This window comes from Rhodococcus indonesiensis (assembly GCF_047782815.1).
GTDB classification, from domain to species: Bacteria; Actinomycetota; Actinomycetes; order Mycobacteriales; family Mycobacteriaceae; genus Rhodococcus; species Rhodococcus indonesiensis.
In genome coordinates, this window is the sequence record NZ_CP180630.1 from 3292933 (window position 1) to 3314710 (window position 21778).

Genomic DNA, 21778 nt, shown 5'->3' on the forward strand with positions numbered 1-21778 from the left:
TCACTGTGCGGCCGTGTAGGGGAAGTCCGCGGAGTCGTGGGTGAGCTGGTACCAGATCAGCGCGCCCGTCTCACGGGCGATCCCGTGCAGCTGCGACTCCCGGGTGTACACGGCGGGGCCGGTGCGGGTCGGCGCGGTCCACGCGTCGAGACCGGCATCGCGGGCCATGGTGCGAGTCCGCAGCGAATGCCACGGATCGCTCACCAGCACCGCCGAGTGCAGTCCCTGCGCGCTCATCTCGCGGCTGACCGCCTCGACACTGAGCAGCGTGTCCGAACCCTCTTCGACCGCGGTGATCGCCGACTCCGGCACACCCTTGGCGACCAGATAGTTCTTGCCGGAGGCCGCCTCGGTGAACAGGTCACCCTCCTGCTTCCCGCCGACGGTGACGATCCGTTCGGCTACCCGGTTCTCGTACAGCGCGAAGGCCTGGTCGAGGCGGGCCTGGAACACCGACGAGGGGGTGCCGGAGTACTGGGCGGCGCCGAGCACGACGATGGCGTCGGCCGGGCTCCGGTCGTCGATGCGCGCTACCTGCCACACCCGCACCGCGGTCCCGGCGAGGACCGCGATCGCCGCGAGCACCACGCCGAGCACCAGCCGGCGCGTCCAGCGTGCGACGCTCGCCCCGAACCCGCGCCGGGTGTCGGGGAGGGGCGGGGCTGGGCGTGTACGGGCTGCGGTACTCACTCCCCGATTCTGCCAGTGTTGCGTGCGCGCCCACCCGGCGACGCGCCACGGGCGACGACGCATGCGAGCCGATAGATTCGGACGCATGTCACCGTATCCGGTCGTCGTCCGGCCACGTTCGGGCCGTCCGCTCCACCGTTCGCTGTCGCTGTCGGTGCCGGTCCTGCTCGCGGCGCTGCTCTGGTTGCTGCTGCCCGGTTCGGCGACGGCCGAGCCACCCTTCCGGCTCCCGCAGCCGGTCACCGACACGGCCGGCGTGCTGGATCCTGCGGCGACGGCGCAGATCGAGCAGGCGGCGGACGCGCTCTACGCCGAGCACGGGGTGCAGTTGTGGGTGGCGTACGTGCCGACGTTCTCGGGGCTGTCGTCCGACGACTGGACCGAGCGGACCGCGCAGGCCAGCAATTTCGGGACGGACACCGCCCTGCTGGCCGTGGCCACGCAGGACCGCGAGTACGCGCTGTGGACGCCGAACGCCCTGTCCGGGGTCACCGCGTCCGAGCGGGACGCCATCAGTACGGAGCGGATCGTGCCGCAGCTGCGGAACGAGAACTGGTCCGGCGCCGCGGTGGCGGCGGCCGAGGGCCTCGACGGGGCGTTGTCGACCTCGGGTTCGGGTTCGGGCACCACGCTGCTGGTGGGGGGCGGGGTCATCGCCGCCGGCGCAGGCGGGGTGTACCTGTACTCCAAGCGCGCCAAGCGCAAGCGGGCCGAGGCGGGCGCCCGGGCGGCGGCGGACACCGACCCGACCGACACCGACGCGCTGAGCGCACTGCCGCTCGAGGGGCTCGAACTGCACGCCCGGAAGATCCTGGTCGAGACCGACAACGCGGTCCGTTCGAGCTACGAGGCGCTGGAACTGGCGCGCGGGGAATTCGGCGACGGCGCGGTTCAACCGTTCGACCACGCCTACCGTCAGGCGCAGTCGGCCCTGGCGTCCGCGTTCGAGATCCGGCAGCGTCTCGACGACGCCATCCCCGAGACGCCTCAGCAGCAGCGCGAGATGCTCGTGCAGTTGATCTCGTCGTGTGGGCGCGCGGACCGGGAACTCGACGCGCAGGTCGAAGCGTTCGACCGGATGCGCGATCTGCTGCTCGATGCACCCGCCCGACTCGACGCACTCACCCAGCGCGCGATCGCGTTGCGGGCGCGCCTACCCCAGGCCGAGGCGACGCTGGCGGACCTGCGCACGGAGTTCCCGGCCGGCGCGCTCGCCCCGATCACCGACAATGTGGCGCTGGCCCAGGACGAGATCGAGTTCGCCGAGAAGTCCGTCGACCGAGGCCGGACCGCGGTGGCGCGCCCCGTCGGCGAGCAGGGCGACGCCGTGCGCGCCATCCGGGAAGCGGAAGGCGCTCTCGGACACGCGACGACCATGCTCGACGCGGTCGACCACGCCGCCGACGACATCCGGCGGGCGATCGCGACTCTGCCGGCGGCGATGGCCGACGCCGCGCAGGGCATCGCCGACGCCGAACAACTCGCGGCCACCGGGGGCGTGGAACTGGCCGAAGCCCGCAAGGCGGCGCAGGAGGCACTCGACCACGCCCGGGCGGCGATGAACACCGATCCTCTGGGCAGCTTCACCCGGGTCGTGGAGGCGGACGCCCGCCTCGACGCGCTGCGGGCCCGCACTCGGCAGGCACAGGAGGAGGCACAGCGCACCCGTCAGCGTCTCGAGCAGGATCTGACGGCCGCCCAGTCCCAGGTCACCGCCGCCGCGGACTTCATCGGGACGCGGCGCGGCGTGATCGGCGCCGAAGCCCGCACCCGCCTGTCGGAGGCGCAGCGTCATCTGCAGGCCGCGCAGCAACTCGCCGCGCACGAACCGGGCCGGGCGCTGCAACACGCTCAGGCAGCGGGGACTCTCGCGGCAAATGCGCTGCGTGCAGCGCAGAACGACGTGCAGCGCTGGGACCGTCAGCAGCGTCCGCCCCGCGGCGGCGCATCGGGCGGCAACATCGCCGGTGCGGTGCTCGGCGGCATCCTGATCAACAGCGTCCTGACCGGTGGCCGCGGGGGCTTCGGCGGTGGGGGCTTCGGCGGTGGGGGCTTCGGCGGCGGCGGCTTCGGCGGCGGCGGCTTCGGCGGCTCGAGCGGGGGGCGGTTCTAGTCGCGACCGCGCAGTGAGTGGGGGCCGCCTCGCGCGAGGCGGCCCCCACTCACTGCCGCTGCGTGGTCAGGCGCCGATCAGCCGCTGCGCCAGGTAGCCCTCGACCTGGTCGAGCCCGACGCGCTCCTGCGCCATGGTGTCGCGCTCACGGATGGTGACGGCCTGGTCCTCGAGGGTGTCGAAGTCGACCGTGATGCAGAACGGGGTGCCGATCTCGTCCTGGCGACGGTAGCGACGGCCGATGGCGCCGGCGTCGTCGAACTCGATGTTCCAGTGCTGGCGCAGCTGCGCGGCGAGGTCCTTCGCCTTGGGGCTCAGGTCCGCATTGCGCGACAGCGGCAGCACCGCCGCCTTGACCGGGGCGAGCCGGCGATCGAGGCGCAGCACGGTGCGCTTGTCGACGCCACCCTTCGCGTTGGGCGCCTCGTCCTCGCTGTAGGCATCGACGAGGAAGGCCATGAGCGAACGCGTCAGGCCCGCTGCCGGTTCGATGACGTACGGGGTGTACCGCTCGCTGGTGGTCTGGTCGAAGAAGCTCAGGTCGGCACCCGAGTGCTGCGCGTGCGTCGACAGGTCGAAATCGGTGCGGTTGGCGACGCCCTCGAGCTCACCCCATTCGCTGCCCTGGAAGTGGAAGCGGTACTCGATGTCGACGGTGCGCTTCGAGTAGTGGGACAGCTTGTCCTGCGGGTGCTCGTACAGGCGCAGGTTGTCCTTGTTGATGCCGAGCCCGGTGTACCAGTCCATCCGGTAGTCGATCCAGTACTGATGCCACTGTTCGTCCTCGCCCGGCTTGACGAAGAACTCCATCTCCATCTGCTCGAACTCGCGGGTCCGGAAGATGAAGTTGCCCGGGGTGATCTCGTTGCGGAAGCTCTTGCCGATCTGGCCGATGCCGAACGGCGGCTTCTTGCGCGACGTGGTGAGCACGTTCGCGAAGTTCACGAAGATGCCCTGCGCGGTCTCGGGGCGCAGGTAGTGCAGCCCCTCCTCGCTCTCGATCGGACCGAGATAGGTCTTGAGCATCATGTTGAAGTCGCGGGGCTCGGTCCACTGGCCCTTGGTGCCGCAGTCGGGGCAGGCGATCTCCGACATGGGAACAGCGTCGGGATCGTCGAGCTTGTTCTTCTCGGCGTACGCCTCCTGCAGGTGGTCCTGGCGGTGGCGCTTGTGGCAGCTCAGGCACTCGACGAGCGGATCGTTGAAGACTCCGACGTGACCCGACGCGACCCACACCTGACGCGGCAGGATCACCGACGAGTCCAGACCGACGACGTCCTCACGGCTGGTGACCATGTTGCGCCACCACTGCTTCTTGATGTTCTCCTTGAGCTCCACGCCGAGCGGCCCGTAGTCCCAGGCCGACCTCGTACCGCCGTAGATCTCACCGCAGGGGTAGACCAGGCCCCGGCGCTTGGCCAGGTTGGCGACGGTATCGATCTTGGATTTCGGTGCCACTCGGATTCACTCCATCTTCGATGCGGGGTTTCGCAGCGTGCGTCGACCCGTAAGCCTATCGCTCCGGTCGGTGGGGCCGAACTTCGCGCCGGTTGACATGCACATTCGTGCATATCAAAATGGAATCGGTTTGCAATAACGCGGCCGAGGACCCGAAGGAGACCCGTTGAGCGTTGCCGACACCGGCCGCGGCGGCGACGCCACCGCCGCGAACCCACCGCACGAGGACTGCCGGCCGGGCTCGGTGACACCCTCCCCGGCCCCGGCTCCGTCGCGCGAGACCCTCGCCGCCGCCGGCGAGCTGCTGCGCGCCCTGGCCGCACCCGTGCGCATCGCGATCGTGCTGCAACTGCGCGAGTCCGAGCGCTGCGTCCACGAGCTGGTCGGCGCGCTCGGCGTCACCCAACCGCTCATCAGCCAGCACCTGCGCATCCTCAAAGCCGCGGGGGTGGTCCGCGGCGAGCGCGCCGGCCGCGAGGTGCTCTACCGTCTCGTCGACGACCATCTCGCCCACATCGTCGTCGATGCCGTCGCCCACGTCGAGGAAGGTTGACCCCAGCCGTGCCGCCCGCCCCCAAACCCGTCGTCGGAGTCCGCTCCACCAGACAACGCAGTGCGATCTCCGCGCTGCTCGACGAGATCGAGGAATTCCGTTCGGCCCAGGACCTGCACGACGAACTGCGCCGGCGAGGTGAGGGCATCGGCCTGACCACCGTCTACCGCACCCTGCAGTCCCTCGCCGAAGCCGGCACCGTCGACGTGCTGCGCACCGACAACGGCGAGTCCGTCTACCGGCGCTGCTCGTCCGGTCACCACCACCACCTCGTGTGCCGCGCGTGCGGATTCACCGTCGAGGTGGACGGACCCGAGGTCGAGCGCTGGTCCCACGAGGTGGCCGAGGCGAACGGCTTCGTCGACGTCAGTCACACCGTCGAGATCTTCGGCACCTGCCGCGAGTGCGCGGCCGCCGAGCCCGCGAACACCCGCTGAGCGGCGATCCTCAGCGGCACCCGCAGCCGTCGCAACCGCACCCGCCCAGTAGATCGACGGCCTCGTCGCCCGGCTCGTCGAACACGCACGCCCGCCCGCCGAGCCGCGTTGCGAGGTCGGGAGCCGACGGCACGAGTGCCGCCACCACCGCGACCGCGCGCGCCAGGTGCGCCGGCACCAACGGGTGCGCCGGGACGCGCTGCACCGCCGTCACCCGGTCCTGATGGAGCTCGAGCGTCGCGTCCGGCCACTGCGCCTGCAGGTCGACGAGGACCTCGGCCGCGCGGGTACGACCGGAGATCCGCTCCACGAGGTACGTCGTCAGCTCCACCACCCCGGCTCGGGAGTCGACGACGACGTAGGTGAGCACATCGTCGACCCAGATCGGCACATCGCCGTCCGTGTCCGGTTCGATCTCCTCGGCGAGGACCGTCGACAGGATGCGCAGCACGGCCGCGCGCAGCGCGTCGTCGTCTCCGGTGGCGATCGGGAAGTCCCAGTCGAGTTCGCTCACTCGGATCCGCCCGTACCCGCGACGGCCGAACGCGCGTCGCCGGCGCCACCGAGCACGAGCAGCAGCATCGTCGTCAGGGGCGAATCGTCGAGGCCGGTGGCAGGAAAGGAGTACCGCAGCACCACGTCCGCCTCGGCGTCCCGCTCGACGAGATGGATCGACCCGAACTGCAGCGCGTCCGCTGCCGTGGCGACGCGCGTGCGCAACGCGTCGTCGAGGGGCAGGTCCCACGCGAGGATCCCGGTCAGCGACACCACGTCGAGACCCTCGGTGAGGGTCACCACCCGCACGGCGCAGGGCACGCCCGCGTAGTCGAATCCCAGCGCGTCGTCGCCGTTCGTCCTGGGTTCGTGCAGGGCGACGAACCCCGCCAGCGCGGACGCGATCCGCTCGCGCAGGCTCAGTCCGCTCGGGTCCGTCCCGCCGGGGTCGGGTACCCGGTCGCCCCGCCCGGTCCCGGCGTCCGTCACTTCACACCCCCGAATCGACGGTCGCGCGAGGCGTATTCCACACACGCGGCCCACAGGTCCCGACGGTCGAAGTCGGGGAACATCTTGTCCTGGAACACCATTTCGGCGTAGGCCGACTGCCAGAGCAGGAAGTTCGAGGTGCGCTGCTCACCGGACGGCCGCAGGAACAGGTCCACGTCCGGCATGTCGGGTTCGTCGAGGTACCGCGCCACCGTGGCCTCGGTGACACGATCCGGGTCGAGCTGTCCGGCGGCCACCCGGTGCGCGATTTCTCTTGCAGCGTCGGCGATCTCGGCTCGGCCCCCGTAGTTCACGCACATGGTGAGAGTCATCACGTCGTTGTCGCGGGTCAATTCCTCGGCGATCTCGAGTTCCTTGACGACACTGCGCCACAACTTGGGCCGTCGTCCGGCCCAGCGCACGCGCACCCCCATCTCGTGCATCTCGTCGCGCCGGCGCCGGATCACATCCCGGTTGAAGCCCATGAGGAAGCGCACCTCGTCCGGGCTGCGCTTCCAGTTCTCGGTGGAGAACGCATACGCCGAGAGCCACTTGACGCCTATCTCGATGCAGCCGCACACGGTGTCCATCAGCACCGCCTCGCCGCGTTCGTGGCCGGCGGTGCGGGGCAGGCCGCGTTCCTGTGCCCAGCGTCCGTTGCCGTCCATGACCAGGGCGACGTGCCGCGGGATCAGCTCGGGCTGCAGCCCCGGTGGGCGGGCGCCGGACGGATGCGGGTCGGGCGGCCGGATCTCGCGGTCACGCGATGGTTGCGGGGTGCGGCGTCGAATCACGCCCCCCATCCTGCCCGACCGTCTCCCCGTCCACAGCCACGGCATGGGGACGACTGCGTTCGATGAGGGGCAATGTCCGCAACTGCCGTTCCAGATGCCACTGCAGGTGGGCAGCGATCAAGCCACTGGCCTGCCCGCGCGTGGCCGCCGGCACCGTTTCGGTGCCCTCCCAGCGACCGTGGAACAACGCGTCCATCAGGTCCAGCACCCCCGCACCGGGGGTCGCGGCACCCGGCGGACGGCACTGCACGCACACCGCTCCCCCGGCCGCGACATGGAACGCGCGGTGCGGGCCGGGCTCGTCGCAGCGGGCGCAGCGGCCGATCGCAGGTGCCCAGCCGGCGTAGGCCATCGCGCGCAGCAGGTACGCGTCGAGAATCAGCTCCGGCGGCCGGATCCGGTCGGACAGCGCGCGGAGCGCACCGACGGTGAGGCGGTGCAGTTGCGGGACGGGGGCGCGTTCCTCACCGGCGAGCCGTTCGGCGGTCTCGAGGACGGCGCACGCGGTGGTGTAGCGGCCGTAGTCGTCGACGATGTCGGCACCGAACGCGTCGACGGTCTGGACCTGCGTGACGATGTCGAGGCTGCGGCCCGGATGCAGCTGCACGTCGATGTGCGCGAACGGCTCGAGCCGGGCCCCGAACTTCGAGCGGGTGCGCCGCACACCCTTCGCGACGGCCCGCACGAGTCCGTGGCGACGGGTGAGCAGGGTGACGATGCGGTCGGCCTCGCCCAGCTTGTGCTGGCGCAGCACCACCGCGTGATCCCGGTACAACCTCACGATCCGAGTCTGTCACGCCCGGCCGACACCCGCCGCACGCCACGTCCGGGTTCGCTCGGTCGGCTCAGGTGGCGCTGCGCTCGTCGGCACCCATCGCCCCGAGTACGGCCTGCCGGGTGGCGGGACCGCCGGTGATCCGGCGCTCGCCGGCGCCGTTGACGAGCAGCCGGCCCCAGCGCTGCTCGTCGAACTCGGCGGGGGCGGTGGAGCCGAGGAATTCCTCGACGACCCGGACGAACCGGATGGGGTCGTCGCGGAACGGGAAGTGACCGGAGTTGCGGAAGATCTCGAGCCGGGAATGCGGCATCGCCGAATGCGCCAGGTGCGCGTGCCCGACGGGGATCACACTGTCGTGCTCACCCCAGATCAACTGCACGGGCAGGTCCTCGGTCAGGTAGCAGCGGTCGAGCATCGTCACCGCCTGACCACGCCAGTCCACGACGGCCCGCAGTGTGCGCAGAAACGCCTCGCACGCTGTGGGATCGGGCAGGCCCCCGAGAACCCGGATCAGGTCCGAGGTGTCGTGCAGCAGGACACCGGGACGCAGCGGCGTGTCGTGCCAGCGGCCCAGCAGACCCCCGGCGATCCGCACAGCGGGCATGGCGCCCGGGAGCCGCAGCAGCTTGAGCGCCTCGCTCAGTCCCGGCACGGACAGCAGCCGCAGGGCGGGGTGCACGTCCTTGGTGACACCGCCGGCCGAGACCAGCACGAGCCGCTCGACCAGCTGCGGGAACTGGTACGCGAACTGCATCGCGACGCCCCCGCCGAGGGAATGCCCGACCACCGTGACGCGGTCGATGCCCAGCACCGACAGCAGATCTCGCACACCGTTGGCGTATCCGGCGACCGAGTAGTCGCTGCGGGGCTTGTCGGAGCGCCCGTGGCCGAGCAGGTCGGGCGCGATGACCGTGTACTTGCGGGCCAGGTGCGGGATGACCTCCCGCCAGGTCGAGGAGTTGTCGCCGATCCCGTGGATCAGCAGCAGTGCGGGTCCCTCACCGGCAATCCGGAACGCGCGGCGGTAGCCGTGGATGGTCCGGAAGACCACCCGCGTCTCCGTATCCGGTACGCGCCGGAGGTTGCGTGTGCGTGATGAACCCATGTGTAACTCCTGACAGCCGATCTCTACGACATCCCGGGAGGCGCCCGCGATATCCCCGGGGGCATACCCAGCGCCCCACCGCACATGCCCTCAATGTGACGAGCATCACATTCTCGAACTCGAACACTCGACCTGACGTACTGGAACAAGTTACTGTTCGTTCGAACGAACAGCTACCGGAGGATGCCACCGCATGACCACACCCCAGGCCGACACCCGAGCGCCGGGGCTCGCCGCCGAGGCCGCCGCGCTGGCCGCGGGCGCCACCACGTCCGTCGCCGCGACGCGGGCGGCCCTGGACCGCATCGCGACCGCCGATCCCGCCCTCAACGCCTTTCGGAGCGTCCGCCGCGAGCAGGCCCTCGCCGAGGCCGAGCAGGCCGACCGGCGTCTCGCCGCCGGGGTCCGTCTCCCCCTGCTCGGCGTGCCGGTCGCGGTGAAGGACGACACGGACATCGCGCAGGAGGTCACCGCGTTCGGATGTGCCGGCGAGTTCACCGCCTGTGGGCAGGACGCGGAAGTGGTGCGACGACTGCGGGCAGCCGGCGCCGTGATCGTCGGCAAGACGAACACCCCCGAACTGGGCCAGTGGCCGTTCACCGGTGGCAGCGCCTTCGGGCACACCCGCAACCCGTGGCACCGCGACCACACCCCCGGCGGGTCCTCCGGGGGCAGCGCTGCGGCGGTGGCGGCGGGCATGGTGTCCGCGGCGCTGGGCTCGGACGGCGCCGGGTCGGTCCGTATCCCGGCCGCCTGGACCAACCTCGTGGGGATCAAGCCGCAGCGGGGCCGGATCTCGATGTGGCCCGACCCCGAGGCGTTCTACGGCCTGACCACGCACGGCACCCTCGCCCGTACGGTCGCCGATGCCGCGCTGCTGCTCGACGCTGTCGCCGGCGGCCACGTCGGCGACCTGCACGAAGCCGAGTCCGTCACGGTGTCCGACGCCGTGGGCCGCGATCCGGGCCGGCTCCGCGTCGCGCTCTCGTTCGCCCTGCCGTACACCGCAACCCGCGCCCGCCTGCACGACGAGATCCGGGCGAGCGTCGAATCCCTCGCCGGCACCCTGCGCGCCCTGGGTCACGAGGTCACTCTCGCCGACCCCGCCTACGGAAAACTGCTGGGCCTGAACTTTCTGCCCCGGTCCATGGCGGGAATCGACGACTGGGTGCGGCGCCTGCCGGACCCCGCCCTGGCCGACCCCCGGACCCGCGCGAACGCGCGCACCGGCCGATTGCTCCGCGGCCGCCCGCTCCGTGCCGCGCGGGCCGCCGAACCACGCATACGCCGGCGCATCGGCTCGATCTTCGACCGGTTCGACGTCATCCTCGCCCCCACCACGGCCACTCCGCCGCCGACGGTGGACGCAATGGACGGTCTCGGAGGCTGGGCCACCGACAAGGTGATCACTGCCGCCTGCCCCTACACCTGGCCGTGGAACGTCCTGGGCTGGCCGAGCGTGAACATCCCGGCGGGCTTCACCGGAGCGGGCCTGCCGGTCGGCGCCCAGCTCATGGGGCACGAGAACACCGAGCCCGTGCTGATCTCCCTTGCCTCGCAGCTCGAGTCGGAACTGCGCTGGGATCGTCACACGCCGCGGCGATGGTGGTGAGCTCGATGGGCACGGATGTCCGCAGCAGGATCGTCGCCGCGACCCTGCACCTGATCGGCACGGACGGCATCGCCGCAGTCACCAACCGCCGCATCGCCGCCCGGGCGGAGGTCTCGCTCGGGTCGATCACCTACCACTTCCCCACCCAGTCCGATCTGCTGCGCTCGGCGCTCACGACATTCGTCGCCGACGAGACCACACGACTGCGCGAGCTCGCACAGGAGTACCGGGGCCGGGATCCGAGCCTGGTCGACGCCGCAGCACTCACCGAGCAGGTTGCCGAGGACTTGTCGTTCTCGGCCGAACGGATCGCCCCGTTCGAGCTCTACATCCAGGCGGGCAGGGATGCCCAGCTGCGGGACGCCGCGGCACAGTGCTGGTCCGCCTACGATGCGCTGACCGCAACGATCCTCACAGAACTCGGCGTACCCCGAGCGGAATCGATCGCGCCGACGCTGGTGGCCACGATCACGGGCCTGCAGCTGCGGCGCCTCGCCACCGGCGGTGCGGTGGACATCGCGACCTCCGTGCTGCACCTGGTCCGCAGCGCGGTCTCCCCGGACACCGCGGGAGGTGACCCGGGCACCGGTCACACCACGGTGGCGACGACGAAGATCACGTAGGCCGCGAGGGCGCTCCGCACGACGACGTCGACCGACCGGCGCGGGGCCCGCACCGCGAACAGGACGGAGGCCGTCGCCAGCAGCGCCCAGCACGCCGGATGTCCGTAGCGGATCGCCGCTTCCTGCACACCGGTCGTGGTGCCGGCCTTCGCGGGCACCACGAACAGCCAGAGCACGGCGAGTCCGAGACACAATGCCGCCAGGACGACGCCGACGGCGACGCGATTCCGCGTCACCACCGCCCGTACACCGCTCGCCGAATCACCGTTCACGGCTGTCTCTTCCGCGTTCGCAGCCCGGGGCCGTGGCCCCCAAGACCTCTCGGGGACCACCGTAGATCAGAAGCCGAGGCGGCCGAGTTGCTTCGGATCACGCTGCCAGTCCTTGGCGACCTTGACGTGCAGATCGAGGTAGATCTTCACACCGAGCAGCTTCTCGATCTGCGACCGGGCGGCCGTACCGACCTCGCGCAGGCGCGCACCACCCTTGCCGATGACGATGCCCTTCTGGCTCGGCCGCTCCACGTACAGCAGCGCATGCACGTCGAGCAGTTCGCCCTGCTTCTCGGTTCGGCCCTCCCGCTCGGAGATCTCCTCGATCACTACCGCGAGCGAATGGGGCAGCTCGTCGCCGAGCCCCTCGAGCGCGGCCTCGCGGATCAGCTCGGCCATGAGCGTCTCCTCGGGCTCGTCCGTCAGCTCCCCGTCGGGGTAGAACGCCGGCCCGGGTTCCATGTGCGAGGCGAGAACGTCGACGAGGACCTCGAGCTGTTCCCCCGAGGTGGCGGACACGGGCACGACGTCCACGTCGGGCCCCAGCAGCTCCGACACGGCGAGCAGCTGCGGTGCGAGCCGTTCCTTGCTGACCTTGTCGATCTTCGTGACGATGCCGATCAGCTTCGTGCGGGGGGCGACCTGCCGCACCTGTTCGACGATCCAGCGGTCGCCGGGGCCGATCTTCTCGTCCGCCGGGATGCACACGCAGACCGCGTCGACCTCCGAATAGGTGTCGCGCACCAGGTCGTTGAGGCGCTGCCCGAGCAGGGTCCGCGGCCGGTGCAGGCCGGGAGTGTCGACGAGGATGATCTGTGCGTGTTCCCGGTGCACGATGCCCCGGATGGTGTGCCGGGTGGTCTGCGGGCGCGACGAGGTGATCGCGATCTTGCTGCCCACGAGCGCATTCGTCAGCGTCGATTTGCCGGTGTTGGGGCGGCCGACGAAACACACGAAGCCGGAACGGAAGTCGGGATCGGTCAATGCAGAGCTCCTCGTCTGTGGTGCCGCCGTACGGATCGGCACGGGGTGTGGGGCCTCGGCGACGAGGTCACCCGTCGACCGGCTCCTCGGCGACCGCGGCGGCCTCCTCGGTCACGGGAACCCGTTGCACGTACACGGTGTTGATGCGGACCCGGCCGCGGGCGTCGCGGCCGCCCTCGCCGCGCAGCCGCAAGCCGTGGATCTCCACCTCCGAGCCCGGCAACGGTACCCGGCCGAGCACGAACCCGAGCAGTCCGCCGACGGTGTCGACCTCGAGATCGTCGAGCGCGACGTCGAACAGGTCACCGAGGTCCTCGACGGGCAATCGAGCGGAGACCCGGAAGGTGTCGTCGCCGAGATCCTCGACGGGGGCGATCTCTGCGGTGTCGTACTCGTCGGCGATCTCGCCGACGATTTCCTCGATGATGTCCTCGATGGTGACGAGACCGGCGATGCCGCCGTACTCGTCGACGAGCAGCGCCATGTGGTTGCGGTCGCGCTGCATGTCGGCCAGCAGATCGTCGAGACGCTTGGAATCGGGGACGAACACCGCCGGGCGCATCACCTCGGCCACGGTCACACTCCGGCCGCCGTCGCGTGAATAGTAGGTCTGCTGCACCAGATCCTTCAGGTACACGACGCCGCGGATGTCGTCGACGTTCTCCCCGACCACGGGGATGCGGGAGTGCCCGCTGCGTACCGCGAGCGAGGTGGCCTGGCCGGCGGTCTTGTCCGCCTCGATCCACACCATCTCGGGACGCGGCACCATCACCTCGCGCGCGGTGGTGTCGCCGAAGTCGAACACCGACTGGATCATTCGCCGTTCCTCGGCCGCGACGACGCCGCGCTCCTGGGCCATGTCCACCAGCTCGCGCAGCTCGATCTCGTTGGCGAACGGCCCGTTCCGGAATCCGCGACCGGGGGTGATCGCATTGCCGATCAGGATCAGCAGTCTGCTCAGCGGGCCGAGCAGCACACCGATCACGCGCAGCGGCACCGTCGCGCCCAGGGCGATGGAATACGCGTGCTGGCGGCCGAGGGTGCGCGGACCCACGCCGATCACCATGTAGTCCACGAGCACCATGACCACGGCAGCGGTGACCAGCGCCCAGGTGTGGTCCATCCGGTCGAGCAGCGCCGCCACCAGCACGACCGTCGCGGTGATCTCGCACAGAATGCGCAGCAGCACCATCAGGTTGACGTACCGGGGGCGGTCTCCGAGGATCACCAGCAGCTTCTGCGCGCTGGGCCGTTCGCCCTTCGCGAGTTCCTCCACCCGGGCCGGGGAGACGGTGTTCAGCGCCGAGTCGACCGCCGCGAACAATCCGCCGAGCGCCACCAGCACGACGGCGGCGGCGACGAGCGCGGGGGCACTCATGCCGATGCTCCGAACACGACGCCGCTACCGCTCGGTCGGGTCGAAGAACCCGGCCTTGCCGAGGAGCTGCTGGTCGCGGGCGGCGAGCCGGGCCTCGTGCTCGGCGCGCCGCAGTTCCTCGTACCACTCCTCGAGGAGCTGATTCTGCAGACCGAACATCTCCTTCTCCTCGTCGGGTTCGGCGTGGTCGTAGCCGAGCAGGTGCAGAACGCCGTGGACCGTGAGCACGGCGAGTTCGTGCGCGAGTGAATGGCCGGCCTTGTCGGCCTGTTCCGCAGCGAAGGACGGGCACAGCACGATGTCGCCGAGCATGGAGGGGCCGGGCTCGGGAGCGTCGGGGCGGCCGCCGGGTTCGAGCTCGTCCATGGGGAAGGACATCACGTCGGTGGGGCCGGGCAGGTCCATCCAGCGCATGTGCAGATCGGCCATGGTGCCGGAGTCGACGAGCACCATCGACAGTTCTGCGGCCGGATGCACGTCCATCCGGGCGATGACGAACCGCGCGATGTCGATCAGGTCCTCCTCGGCGACGTCCATCCCCGATTCGTTCGAGATCTCGATGCTCATCTGTGCAGTTCCTTCTGGGCAGGTGCGGACACGGCGGGTGCGAGGCTGGAGGGGCCTTCGATCGCGGTCACCGGCGTGGCACCCGGTTCTGGGCCGCCGCCCGCCGTTGGGCGCGGTTGCCCATCGCCACGCCGGTCGGCCGATCGGCCTCGAAGCGCTCGTAGGCGTCGACGATGTCGGAGACGAGCCGGTGGCGCACGACGTCGCTGCTGTCGAGGACCGCGAAGTGGATTCCGTCGATGCCGTCGAGGATCTCGGCGGCGGCAGCCAGTCCGGAGCGGGCACCACCGGGCAGGTCCACCTGCGTGGTGTCGCCGGTGACGACGATCTTCGACCCGAAGCCGAGCCGGGTCAGGAACATCTTCATCTGTTCGGCGGTCGTGTTCTGGGCCTCGTCGAGGATGATGAACGCGTCGTTGAGGGTTCGCCCGCGCATGTACGCCAGCGGTGCGACTTCGATGACTCCGGCCTGCATGAGCTTCGGGATGGCTTCCGGATCCATCATGTCGTGCAGCGCGTCGTGCAGCGGGCGCAGGTACGGGTCGATCTTCTCGTGCAGCGTGCCGGGCAGGAAGCCGAGACGCTCCCCCGCCTCGACGGCGGGGCGGGTGAGGATGATGCGGGTGATCTGCTTCGACTGCAGGGCCTGCACGGCCTTGGCCATGGCGAGGTACGTCTTGCCGGTGCCCGCGGGCCCGATACCGAACACGATCGTGTTGGTGTCGATGGCGTCGACGTAGCGCTTCTGGTTGAGGGTCTTGGGCCGGATGGTCTTGCCGCGCCGGGACAGGATGTCGAGGCTCAGGACGTCGGCCGGCGCGTCGGACAGGCCCTGCGTGAGCATTCCCACGGTGCGGCGCACCGCGTCCGGGGTCACCGCCTGGCCGCGTCCGACGAGGGTGACCAGCTGCCCGAGCACCCGTTCCGCGAGCGCGACGTCCGCGGGCGCGCCGGTGAGGGTGACGGAGTTGCCGCGTACGTGGATGTCCGCGCCGAGAGCCCGTTCGAGGGCGATGAGATTCTCGTCGGCCGAGCCGAGCAACGGTGCCGCAGCTTCGGGGGGCAGGTCCAAGTTGGAACGGACGGTGGTCCGTTCGGCGTTCCCGGTCTCTCGGGTGTCGTCTGGTTCACTCACGTGGACGGTACGGCCTGCTTTCGGTTCGGCTGGCGCACGACGGGCGTCGTGACGATGTCAGTCTAGCGCCGGGTGTCTCCGCGCCCCACCGCATTGCCGCCCGGGGCGGGTGCCCGGTGCCGATCCTGCTGCGTTCGCCGGGCCTGCTGGACGACGGCGACGGCACGCTCCGGCGGAACCCCCATCAGGACGAGGGCGGCGAGGGCAACGGATTCACCCGCGTCGTGCACCATGCCGCGGTTGGCCTGTTCGAGGGTGGCCATGGTGAGCCCCTCGAGCATTCCGACGAGGACGACGGGCGGCAGGTACGCGGAGAACACCCCCGACCGCCGGCCCCGCTCCACGATCGCGAGGGTGCGGGTGCGCAGCGGGGCGATGAGCTCCCCGATGCGCTCGTCGCCGACCTCCTTGCGCGCGAAGGACAGCAGCACGCGGAAGCGGTCTCCGACGGGCCAGGTCATGAGGGCGGCGACGGCGAGCGCCAGGTCGGGTTCCTCGGGATCCGGCCGGTCGACGGCCGCCGCGAGCGCGGCGGCCGCCTCCTCCGCGATGCCGTCGACGAGCGCCTCGCGGCTCGGGAAGTGGGCGTAGACGGTGCGGCGCACCACGCCGGCAGCCTGGGCGACCTCGTCCATGCTGGCGTCCGGGTCGGCGGCGAAACACCCCATGGCCGCCTCGAGGATCCGGGCTCGGTTCCCGCTCGTCCGCCGCCGCGGCCCCCGGATCGGTTCCGCCACGTGAACACCTTCTTCCACCGCCGAGTGTGACGTCCGTCAACTTTACTTGCACACTCGTGTGCAAGTTCCTAAGTTGCACATGGTTGTGCAAATAGTTGCCGACGCCCGCATGCGTGAGGAGCAGAGATGACCTCGAGCCTGGTCCGCCCGACCACGGATCCCGCCCGTCCGTATCCGCGCCGGTGGGCCGGCCTCGCCGTGCTCTGCCTGAGCCTGCTGATCGTCGTGATGGCGAACACCGCGCTCATCGTCGCGGCCCCGAGCATGCTGCGCGAACTTCAGCTGACCAGCACCGACCTGCAGTGGGTGATCGACGGCTACACCGTGCCCTACGCCGCGCTGATGCTGCTCGCGGGCGTCCTCGGCGACCGCTACGGCCGGCGGCGCGCCCTCCTCACCGGGCTCGCCGTCTTCGCCGCGGGCGCCGTGTTCGGCAGCCTCGCCGGCACCGCGGCCGAGGTGATCGGCGCCCGCATCACGATGGGCGTCGGCGCCGCGGTGATCATGCCCGCGACCCTGTCCCTGCTCGTCGCCATGTTCCCCGCCGCGGAACGACCCCGCGCCATCGCCGCCTGGGCCGCGACGTCCGGACTGGCGATCGCACTCGGCCCCCTCCTCGCGGGGTGGCTGCTCGAACAGCACTCGTGGGGCTCGACGTTCCTCGTCAACGTGCCGATCGCGGCGTTCGCCGCCGTCGCGGCGCTCGCGCTGGTGCCGCCCTCCCGGGCCGAACACGTCACTCGCATCGACTGGGTCGGCGGCGCCCTGTCCGTGGCCGCCGTCGGCGCGCTCGTCGCCGGCATCATCGAGGGATTCCACTTCGGTTGGCACGCAACGGCGCTCGGCGCGCTGACGGTCGCCGTTCTCTCGGGCGGCGGCTTCGTCGCCTGGGAGCTGCGGCACCCGCAGCCGCTGCTGGCCCTCGGGCGCGTCGCCGACCGGTCCGTCGCAGGTGCGTGCCTGTCAGTGCTGCTGCTCTTCCTCACGTCGTTCGGGGCGATCTACTTCGTGGCGCAGCAGTTCCAGTTCGTGTTCGGCTACAGCCCGCTCGAGACCGGTCTGCGCCTGCTTCCGCTGGCCGCGGCCGTCTCGATCGGCTCGGCCGTGAGCGGCCGGCTGGCGCCACGTCTCGGGGCGCGCGTCGCGATCGGTGCCGGCACGGCCGCCGCCGCGATCGGCGTCCTCACCCTCACCCTGCTCGACGACGGTTCCGGATACCCGGTGTTCCTCGTCGCGCTCGTCCTTCTCGGCCTCGGCATCGGGCTGGCCGCCCCGCCGGCCACCGACCTCGTGATGAGCGGATTCCCCGAGGCCGAACTCGGCGCCGCGGGCGGCCTGAACGACACCGCGGTCGAGCTCGGCGGATCCCTCGGCATCGCCGTGCTGGGCTCGGTGCTGGCCACCACCTACCAGCGGGAGATCTCCGCGTTCCTCGCCGGACTGCCGCTCGCGGATCTCGACGGGCCGATGGCCGCGCAGGCCGACACGGCCGTCGCTGCGGCAGGCGATTCCGTGGGCGGTGCCGCGCTGGTCGCCGAGGAGCTGGCGAAGAACCCGTTCGCCGCCTCCTACGCGCAGCCGCTTCTCGACGCGTCGGCCGACGCATTCTCGCAGGCGATCACGTCGGCGAGCCTCGTCGGCGGCGTCGCCCTGGCCGTCGGCGCGGTCGTCGTCACCGCGGTCCTGCCACCGCGCCGCTGAACCGTCAGCCCTCCGGACACACCTGCGAACCCAGCGGCTCCGGGGCCAGCAGCAACTCGCGCGACAGCGTCCAGCTGCGGGTCCGCTTGTCGAGGAACGCGAAGTGATCCTCGCCGTCGACGACGTGCAGTGCCACCGGATCACCCGCGGCGACCGCCGCCTCGGCGTAGCGCTCGGCGACCCTCACCGGCACCTGTGCGTCCTCGGTGCCGTGGACGAGCGCGACCGGCACCCCGATCGGCACCCGATGCCGGGGCGACGCCGACCGGTACAACTGCGGGTCCGCATCGTAGGGCTGACCGAACAGATCCTCGATGTAGCCCACCCGGCGGCCACGTTCGCCCGCGGACGCGAGGTCCAGCGCACCCGCCTGGGAGACGACGAGTTCGGGACGCACCTGCGTTCGCTGGCCCGCGAGCCACACGGCGAGCTGACCGCCGGCCGAGTGCCCGACCACCCGCACCCGGCCCGGATCGAGTGCGACGCCTGCGGTCCGGGCTTGCTCGACCACGGCGGTGGCGACGGCGTCGAGGGCCGCGACGATGTCGGCCGACATCTCCGGCCACCGCCCGCCCGCACCGATCCGCCGGTACTCGACGTTCCAGGCCGCCACGCCGTGCGCAGCCAGTTCGAGCGAGAGTGGCGTACCGAGGTTGAGGTGGTAGTCGCCGCTCCAGAAGCCGCCGTGGACGACCATCACCACCGGTACAGGCACGGCCGGGTCCGTGGCGTCCGGCAGGTACAGGTGGCCGAACTGCTGCGGCTGCGGACCGTAGGCGATGCGCACTCGGGACATGTCCTCGAGTGTGTCAGTGGAGCGGTCGCGCATCCCAACGCGGGGTCAGCACGCCCACCGCCCCCAGCGCGACCGCCGCGGCCGTGGACGTTCGCAGCACCGTCGGCCCGAGCAGCACCGGCCGCGCTCCCGCCGTCGTCAGCGCCGCCAGCTCGGCGTCGTCGACGCCGCCCTCCGGTCCGACCACGAGCAGCAGTTCGGCGGCGTCGGCCAGGGACAGCGAGCCGAAGGGGTCGGTCGCGGACTCGTGCAGGACCGCCGCGACACCCCCGCGAGCGACCGTCGCGCGCACGGCCTCGGCGACGTCCGCGGTCCGGTGGACCGGCGCGACCTCGGGCACGTGAGGACGCCGGGACTGCTTGGCGGCCGCCACCGCGACGGCCTGCCATCGCCCGACACCCTTGGCGGCCTTCGGACCGTCCCACCGGGCGACGCACCGCGCGGCCTGCCACGGCACGAACGCGTCGGCGCCCGCCTCCGTGGCCAGTTCCACCGCCAGTTCGGAACGATCGGATTTCGGCAACGCCTGCACCACGGTGACCCGGGGACGCGGTGCGGGGACTTCCCGACGGGCCAGGACACGGGCCTCGAGCCGGTCCTTCGCGGTCGCCGTCACCTCCACGTCCGCGACGTGGCCGCGCCCGTCCGACAGGACGAGGCGCTCGCCCACTGCGATGCGCCGCACCGTCGCCGCGTGGCGACCCTCCTTACCGTCGAGGACCGCGACCGCTCCTGCGTCGGGCAGGGGATCGAGGTAGAACAGCGTTGCGGCCACCGCGCGGCCTCAGCGCGCGCTGAACGCGTCGCGCAGCCGGGAGAAGAAGCCCCCGGCGTGCTGCGAGCCGGTGGTGACGACCTCGGGCACCTCGTGCTCGCGCTTGCGCCGGAACTCCTCGAGCAGCTTGACCTGCTTGCCGTCGAGCTTCGACGGGACGACGACCTCGAGGTGGGCGTGTACGTCCCCGCGCACCCCGGAACGCAGTTTGGGCATGCCGTGCCCGCGGAGCACCACCACCGACCCGGGCTGGGTGCCGGGATCGACGGTGATCTCGGCGGGCCCGTCGACGAGGGTGTCGAGCACGACGGTGGTGCCGAGTGCCGCGTCGACCATCGGGACCCGGATCGTGCAGTGCAGGTCGTCGCCGTCGCGCACGAACACGTCGTGCGCCTGCTCGATGATCTCGACGTACAGGTCGCCGGCGGGACCGCCGCCGGGGCCGACCTCGCCCTGCGCCGCCAGCCGGATACGCATGCCGTTGCTGACACCGGCCGGCACCTTGACCGTGATCTCCCGGCGAGCCCGCACCCGGCCGTCGCCGCCGCACTTGCGGCACGGGTCCGGGATCGTCTCCCCGGCACCGCGGCACGTCGGGCACGGCCGCGACGTCATGACCTGGCCGAGGAACGAGCGCTGCACCGACTGCACCTCCCCGGCGCCGCCACACGTCTCGCAACGCACGGCCTTCGAGTCGCCGTGGGTGCCGGACCCGGCACACCCGTCGCACAGGATCGCGGTCTCCACGGCGATCTGCTTGGTGACACCGGTGGCGCACTCCTCGAGTGTCAGCCGGGTGCGCAGCAGCGAGTCCGCGCCGGGCTGGACGCGGCCGCGCGGTCCGCGGGAGGTGGTCGCCCCGCCGCCGAAGAACGCCTCGAACACGTCGCCGAGACCACCGAAGCCGGCTCCCGAGAAGCCCCCACCCGCACCCGGACCGGTTTCGAGCGGATCCCCGCCGAGATCGACGATGCGCCGCTTCTCCGGGTCGGAGAGCACCTCGTACGCTGCGGAGATCTCCTGGAACCTCTTCTGCGCCGCCTCGTCCGGGTTCACATCCGGGTGGTGCTCGCGCGCAAGCTTGCGGTACGCCCGCTTGATCTCCTGATCGGTCGCGTTCTTCGACACGCCGAGCGTCCCGTAGTAGTCCCGTGCCACGTGAGTTCTTCGTCCTTCTCTATTCGCACAGATGTTGTGTCGTCGGATGGTGCGTCGGCGCCGAGCGGCGCTCAGCGTTCGCCGAGCACCTCACCGATGTAGCGGGCAACCGCAGCCACCGACGCAATCGTCCCCGGATAGTCCATCCGGGTGGGGCCGAGCACACCGAGGCCACCGAAGACGGTGCCCGCGGCACCGTACCCGGTGGACACCACGGACGTGCCGCGCATCTGCTCGACCTGGGTCTCCTCGCCGATTCGCACCGTCACGCGCCCGGCGTCCTGTGTCGCCGCCAGCAGCTTGAGGACCACCACCTGCTCCTCGAGCGCCTCGAGCACGGTACGCAACGAGCCGGGGAAGCCGGCATGCGCGTCGAAGTCGGCGGCGTTGCGCGTCAGGTTCGCCGTGCCGCCGAGCACGAGCCGTTCCTCGGGATGTTCGACGAGGGTTTCCACCAACACGGTGGCGCACCGGATGACCGCATCACGCAGGTCGTCGGGCGCGTCCCCGGCGAGCTCGCTCACCGCGATCGACGCCGCGGCGAGGCGCTTGCCGGTCAGCGCCGCCCCGAGCAGGTCCCGCAGCCGCGACAGGTCTTCCTCGCCGAGGACGTCACCGAGCTCGACGATGCGCTGGTCCACCCGGCCGGAGTCGGTGATGAGCACCAGCAGCAACCGCGCAGGCGTCAGCGCGACCACCTCGAGATGGCGGACCGAGGACGCCGACAACGTGGGGTACTGCACCACCGCGACCTGCCGGGTCAGCTGCGCCAGCAACCGGACGCCGCGGCGCAGCACGTCGTCGAGGTCCACCCCCGACTCGAGGAACTGCAGGATCGCGCGGCGCTCGGCGCCCGAGAGGGGTTTGACGTCGGCGATCCGGTCGACGAACTGGCGGTAGCCCTTGTCGGTGGGAACCCGGCCCGAGCTGGTGTGCGGCTGGGTGATGTAACCCTCGGCCTCGAGCACGGCCATGTCGTTGCGGACCGTCGCGCTGGACACACCCAGATTGTGGCGTTCGACGAGCGTCTTCGAACCGATCGGTTCCTTGGTGGACACGTAATCGGCCACGATCGCTCGTAACACCTCGAAGCGTCGTTCCTCGGTGCTCGACATCCCGCCCACCTCC

At 71.0% G+C, this 21778-nt stretch carries 23 protein-coding genes; 6 read left to right on the forward strand and 17 right to left on the reverse strand.

Annotated elements, in window-relative coordinates:
* On the reverse strand, positions 1–690 hold the full coding sequence (locus ACM26Y_RS15145) for a YdcF family protein (protein ID WP_416061288.1): 690 nt from the start codon (positions 688–690) through the stop codon (positions 1–3).
* An 85-nt stretch (positions 691–775) separates the two neighbouring features.
* Between ACM26Y_RS15145 and ACM26Y_RS15150 the strand changes: the two genes are divergently transcribed.
* Positions 776–2803, forward strand: coding sequence for a TPM domain-containing protein (locus tag ACM26Y_RS15150; RefSeq protein ID WP_416061289.1), 2028 nt, complete (start codon positions 776–778; stop codon positions 2801–2803).
* Between the two features lie 66 nt (positions 2804–2869).
* Here the strand turns inward: ACM26Y_RS15150 and ACM26Y_RS15155 are convergent, their stop codons facing one another.
* The gene (locus tag ACM26Y_RS15155) at positions 2870–4261 is read right to left on the reverse strand and encodes a glycine--tRNA ligase (RefSeq protein ID WP_371382482.1); all 1392 of its coding nucleotides are present in this window, start codon (positions 4259–4261) and stop codon (positions 2870–2872) included.
* Between the two features lie 166 nt (positions 4262–4427).
* Between ACM26Y_RS15155 and ACM26Y_RS15160 the strand changes: the two genes are divergently transcribed.
* Together ACM26Y_RS15160 and ACM26Y_RS15165 are read left to right on the forward strand one after the other, a co-directional pair.
* Positions 4428–4814 (forward strand): ArsR/SmtB family transcription factor, encoded by a 387-nt coding sequence (locus tag ACM26Y_RS15160; protein WP_416061290.1) that lies wholly within the window; start codon positions 4428–4430, stop codon positions 4812–4814.
* 8 nt (positions 4815–4822) lie between these two features.
* The gene (locus tag ACM26Y_RS15165) at positions 4823–5251 is read left to right on the forward strand and encodes a Fur family transcriptional regulator (RefSeq protein ID WP_416063684.1); all 429 of its coding nucleotides are present in this window, start codon (positions 4823–4825) and stop codon (positions 5249–5251) included.
* Positions 5252–5261: 10 nt separating this feature from the next.
* Here the strand turns inward: ACM26Y_RS15165 and ACM26Y_RS15170 are convergent, their stop codons facing one another.
* The 5 genes from ACM26Y_RS15170 to ACM26Y_RS15190 all read right to left on the reverse strand — a co-directional run bounded on the left by ACM26Y_RS15170 (position 5262) and on the right by ACM26Y_RS15190 (position 8912).
* Positions 5262–5765 (reverse strand): T3SS (YopN, CesT) and YbjN peptide-binding chaperone 1, encoded by a 504-nt coding sequence (locus tag ACM26Y_RS15170; RefSeq protein WP_416061291.1) that lies wholly within the window; start codon positions 5763–5765, stop codon positions 5262–5264.
* A complete protein-coding gene (locus tag ACM26Y_RS15175; protein ID WP_003937052.1) occupies positions 5762–6235 on the reverse strand; it encodes a hypothetical protein in 474 nt (157 codons plus the stop codon). Before ACM26Y_RS15175 ends, ACM26Y_RS15170 begins: the two co-directional genes overlap by 4 nt.
* Positions 6232–7038 carry an isoprenyl transferase gene (locus ACM26Y_RS15180; RefSeq protein WP_416061292.1) on the reverse strand — a complete coding sequence of 269 codons (807 nt, stop codon included), beginning with the start codon at positions 7036–7038 and terminating at the stop codon, positions 6232–6234. Before ACM26Y_RS15180 ends, ACM26Y_RS15175 begins: the two co-directional genes overlap by 4 nt.
* The gene (recO, locus tag ACM26Y_RS15185) at positions 6995–7810 is read right to left on the reverse strand and encodes a DNA repair protein RecO (RefSeq protein ID WP_081608744.1); all 816 of its coding nucleotides are present in this window, start codon (positions 7808–7810) and stop codon (positions 6995–6997) included. The genes ACM26Y_RS15180 and recO overlap by 44 nt, the downstream gene beginning before the upstream one ends.
* Before the next feature lie 64 nt (positions 7811–7874).
* Positions 7875–8912 (reverse strand): alpha/beta fold hydrolase, encoded by a 1038-nt coding sequence (locus ACM26Y_RS15190; protein ID WP_289380798.1) that lies wholly within the window; start codon positions 8910–8912, stop codon positions 7875–7877.
* Positions 8913–9105: 193 nt separating this feature from the next.
* Here ACM26Y_RS15190 and ACM26Y_RS15195 point away from each other — a divergent pair, with 193 nt between their 5' ends.
* Together ACM26Y_RS15195 and ACM26Y_RS15200 are read left to right on the forward strand one after the other, a co-directional pair.
* A complete protein-coding gene (locus tag ACM26Y_RS15195; RefSeq protein WP_416061293.1) occupies positions 9106–10524 on the forward strand; it encodes an amidase in 1419 nt (472 codons plus the stop codon).
* Entirely contained in the window at positions 10515–11147 is a 633-nt protein-coding gene (locus ACM26Y_RS15200) for a TetR/AcrR family transcriptional regulator (protein ID WP_003937047.1), read from the forward strand. The genes ACM26Y_RS15195 and ACM26Y_RS15200 overlap by 10 nt, the downstream gene beginning before the upstream one ends.
* Here ACM26Y_RS15200 and ACM26Y_RS15205 read toward each other — a convergent pair.
* From ACM26Y_RS15205 to ACM26Y_RS15230, 6 genes are all read right to left on the reverse strand, one after another.
* Complete coding sequence (locus ACM26Y_RS15205; RefSeq protein ID WP_371382479.1) at positions 11114–11419, reverse strand: hypothetical protein; 306 nt, start codon at positions 11417–11419, stop codon at positions 11114–11116. The two genes, ACM26Y_RS15200 and ACM26Y_RS15205, sit on opposite strands and share 34 nt — an antisense overlap.
* 66 nt (positions 11420–11485) lie before the next feature.
* Positions 11486–12403, reverse strand: coding sequence for a GTPase Era (gene era / locus ACM26Y_RS15210; protein ID WP_010594261.1), 918 nt, complete (start codon positions 12401–12403; stop codon positions 11486–11488).
* A 67-nt stretch (positions 12404–12470) separates the two neighbouring features.
* A complete protein-coding gene (locus ACM26Y_RS15215; RefSeq protein WP_416061294.1) occupies positions 12471–13781 on the reverse strand; it encodes a hemolysin family protein in 1311 nt (436 codons plus the stop codon).
* A gap of 24 nt (positions 13782–13805) precedes the next feature.
* Entirely contained in the window at positions 13806–14348 is a 543-nt protein-coding gene (ybeY, locus tag ACM26Y_RS15220) for an rRNA maturation RNase YbeY (RefSeq protein WP_003937044.1), read from the reverse strand.
* Positions 14349–14415: 67 nt separating this feature from the next.
* Positions 14416–15483, reverse strand: coding sequence for a PhoH family protein (locus ACM26Y_RS15225; protein WP_003937043.1), 1068 nt, complete (start codon positions 15481–15483; stop codon positions 14416–14418).
* Positions 15484–15545: 62 nt separating this feature from the next.
* Positions 15546–16220 carry a TetR/AcrR family transcriptional regulator gene (locus ACM26Y_RS15230; protein ID WP_003937042.1) on the reverse strand — a complete coding sequence of 225 codons (675 nt, stop codon included), beginning with the start codon at positions 16218–16220 and terminating at the stop codon, positions 15546–15548.
* Between the two features lie 126 nt (positions 16221–16346).
* Between ACM26Y_RS15230 and ACM26Y_RS15235 the strand changes: the two genes are divergently transcribed.
* Entirely contained in the window at positions 16347–17921 is a 1575-nt protein-coding gene (locus ACM26Y_RS15235; protein WP_416061295.1) for an MFS transporter, read from the forward strand.
* Positions 17922–17925: 4 nt separating this feature from the next.
* Here ACM26Y_RS15235 and ACM26Y_RS15240 read toward each other — a convergent pair whose 3' ends face one another.
* The 4 genes from ACM26Y_RS15240 to hrcA all read right to left on the reverse strand — a co-directional run bounded on the left by ACM26Y_RS15240 (position 17926) and on the right by hrcA (position 21765).
* Positions 17926–18717, reverse strand: coding sequence for an alpha/beta hydrolase family protein (locus tag ACM26Y_RS15240; RefSeq protein ID WP_289380792.1), 792 nt, complete (start codon positions 18715–18717; stop codon positions 17926–17928).
* Positions 18718–18730: 13 nt separating this feature from the next.
* The gene (locus ACM26Y_RS15245; RefSeq protein ID WP_048770821.1) at positions 18731–19492 is read right to left on the reverse strand and encodes a 16S rRNA (uracil(1498)-N(3))-methyltransferase; all 762 of its coding nucleotides are present in this window, start codon (positions 19490–19492) and stop codon (positions 18731–18733) included.
* Between the two features lie 9 nt (positions 19493–19501).
* Complete coding sequence (gene dnaJ, locus ACM26Y_RS15250; protein ID WP_003937038.1) at positions 19502–20650, reverse strand: molecular chaperone DnaJ; 1149 nt, start codon at positions 20648–20650, stop codon at positions 19502–19504.
* A gap of 71 nt (positions 20651–20721) precedes the next feature.
* A complete protein-coding gene (hrcA, locus tag ACM26Y_RS15255) occupies positions 20722–21765 on the reverse strand; it encodes a heat-inducible transcriptional repressor HrcA (RefSeq protein WP_003937037.1) in 1044 nt (347 codons plus the stop codon).
* Between the last annotated feature and the right edge of the window lie 13 nt (positions 21766–21778).

Bases quoted from the DNA above. Each gene is read 5' to 3' on its own strand.
- ACM26Y_RS15150 (WP_416061289.1), top strand. From the start codon at position 776: ATGTCACCGTATCCGGTCGTCGTCCGGCCACGTTCGGGCCGTCCGCTC.
- ACM26Y_RS15180 (WP_416061292.1), bottom strand. From the start codon at position 7,038: ATGGGGGGCGTGATTCGACGCCGCACCCCGCAACCATCGCGTGACCGC.
- ACM26Y_RS15190 (WP_289380798.1), bottom strand. From the start codon at position 8,912: ATGGGTTCATCACGCACACGCAACCTCCGGCGCGTACCGGATACGGAG.
- ACM26Y_RS15195 (WP_416061293.1), top strand. From the start codon at position 9,106: ATGACCACACCCCAGGCCGACACCCGAGCGCCGGGGCTCGCCGCCGAG.
- ACM26Y_RS15200 (WP_003937047.1), top strand. From the start codon at position 10,515: ATGGTGGTGAGCTCGATGGGCACGGATGTCCGCAGCAGGATCGTCGCC.
- ACM26Y_RS15215 (WP_416061294.1), bottom strand. From the start codon at position 13,781: ATGAGTGCCCCCGCGCTCGTCGCCGCCGCCGTCGTGCTGGTGGCGCTC.
- ybeY (WP_003937044.1), bottom strand. From the start codon at position 14,348: ATGAGCATCGAGATCTCGAACGAATCGGGGATGGACGTCGCCGAGGAG.
- ACM26Y_RS15235 (WP_416061295.1), top strand. From the start codon at position 16,347: ATGACCTCGAGCCTGGTCCGCCCGACCACGGATCCCGCCCGTCCGTAT.
- ACM26Y_RS15240 (WP_289380792.1), bottom strand. From the start codon at position 18,717: ATGTCCCGAGTGCGCATCGCCTACGGTCCGCAGCCGCAGCAGTTCGGC.
- hrcA (WP_003937037.1), bottom strand. From the start codon at position 21,765: ATGTCGAGCACCGAGGAACGACGCTTCGAGGTGTTACGAGCGATCGTG.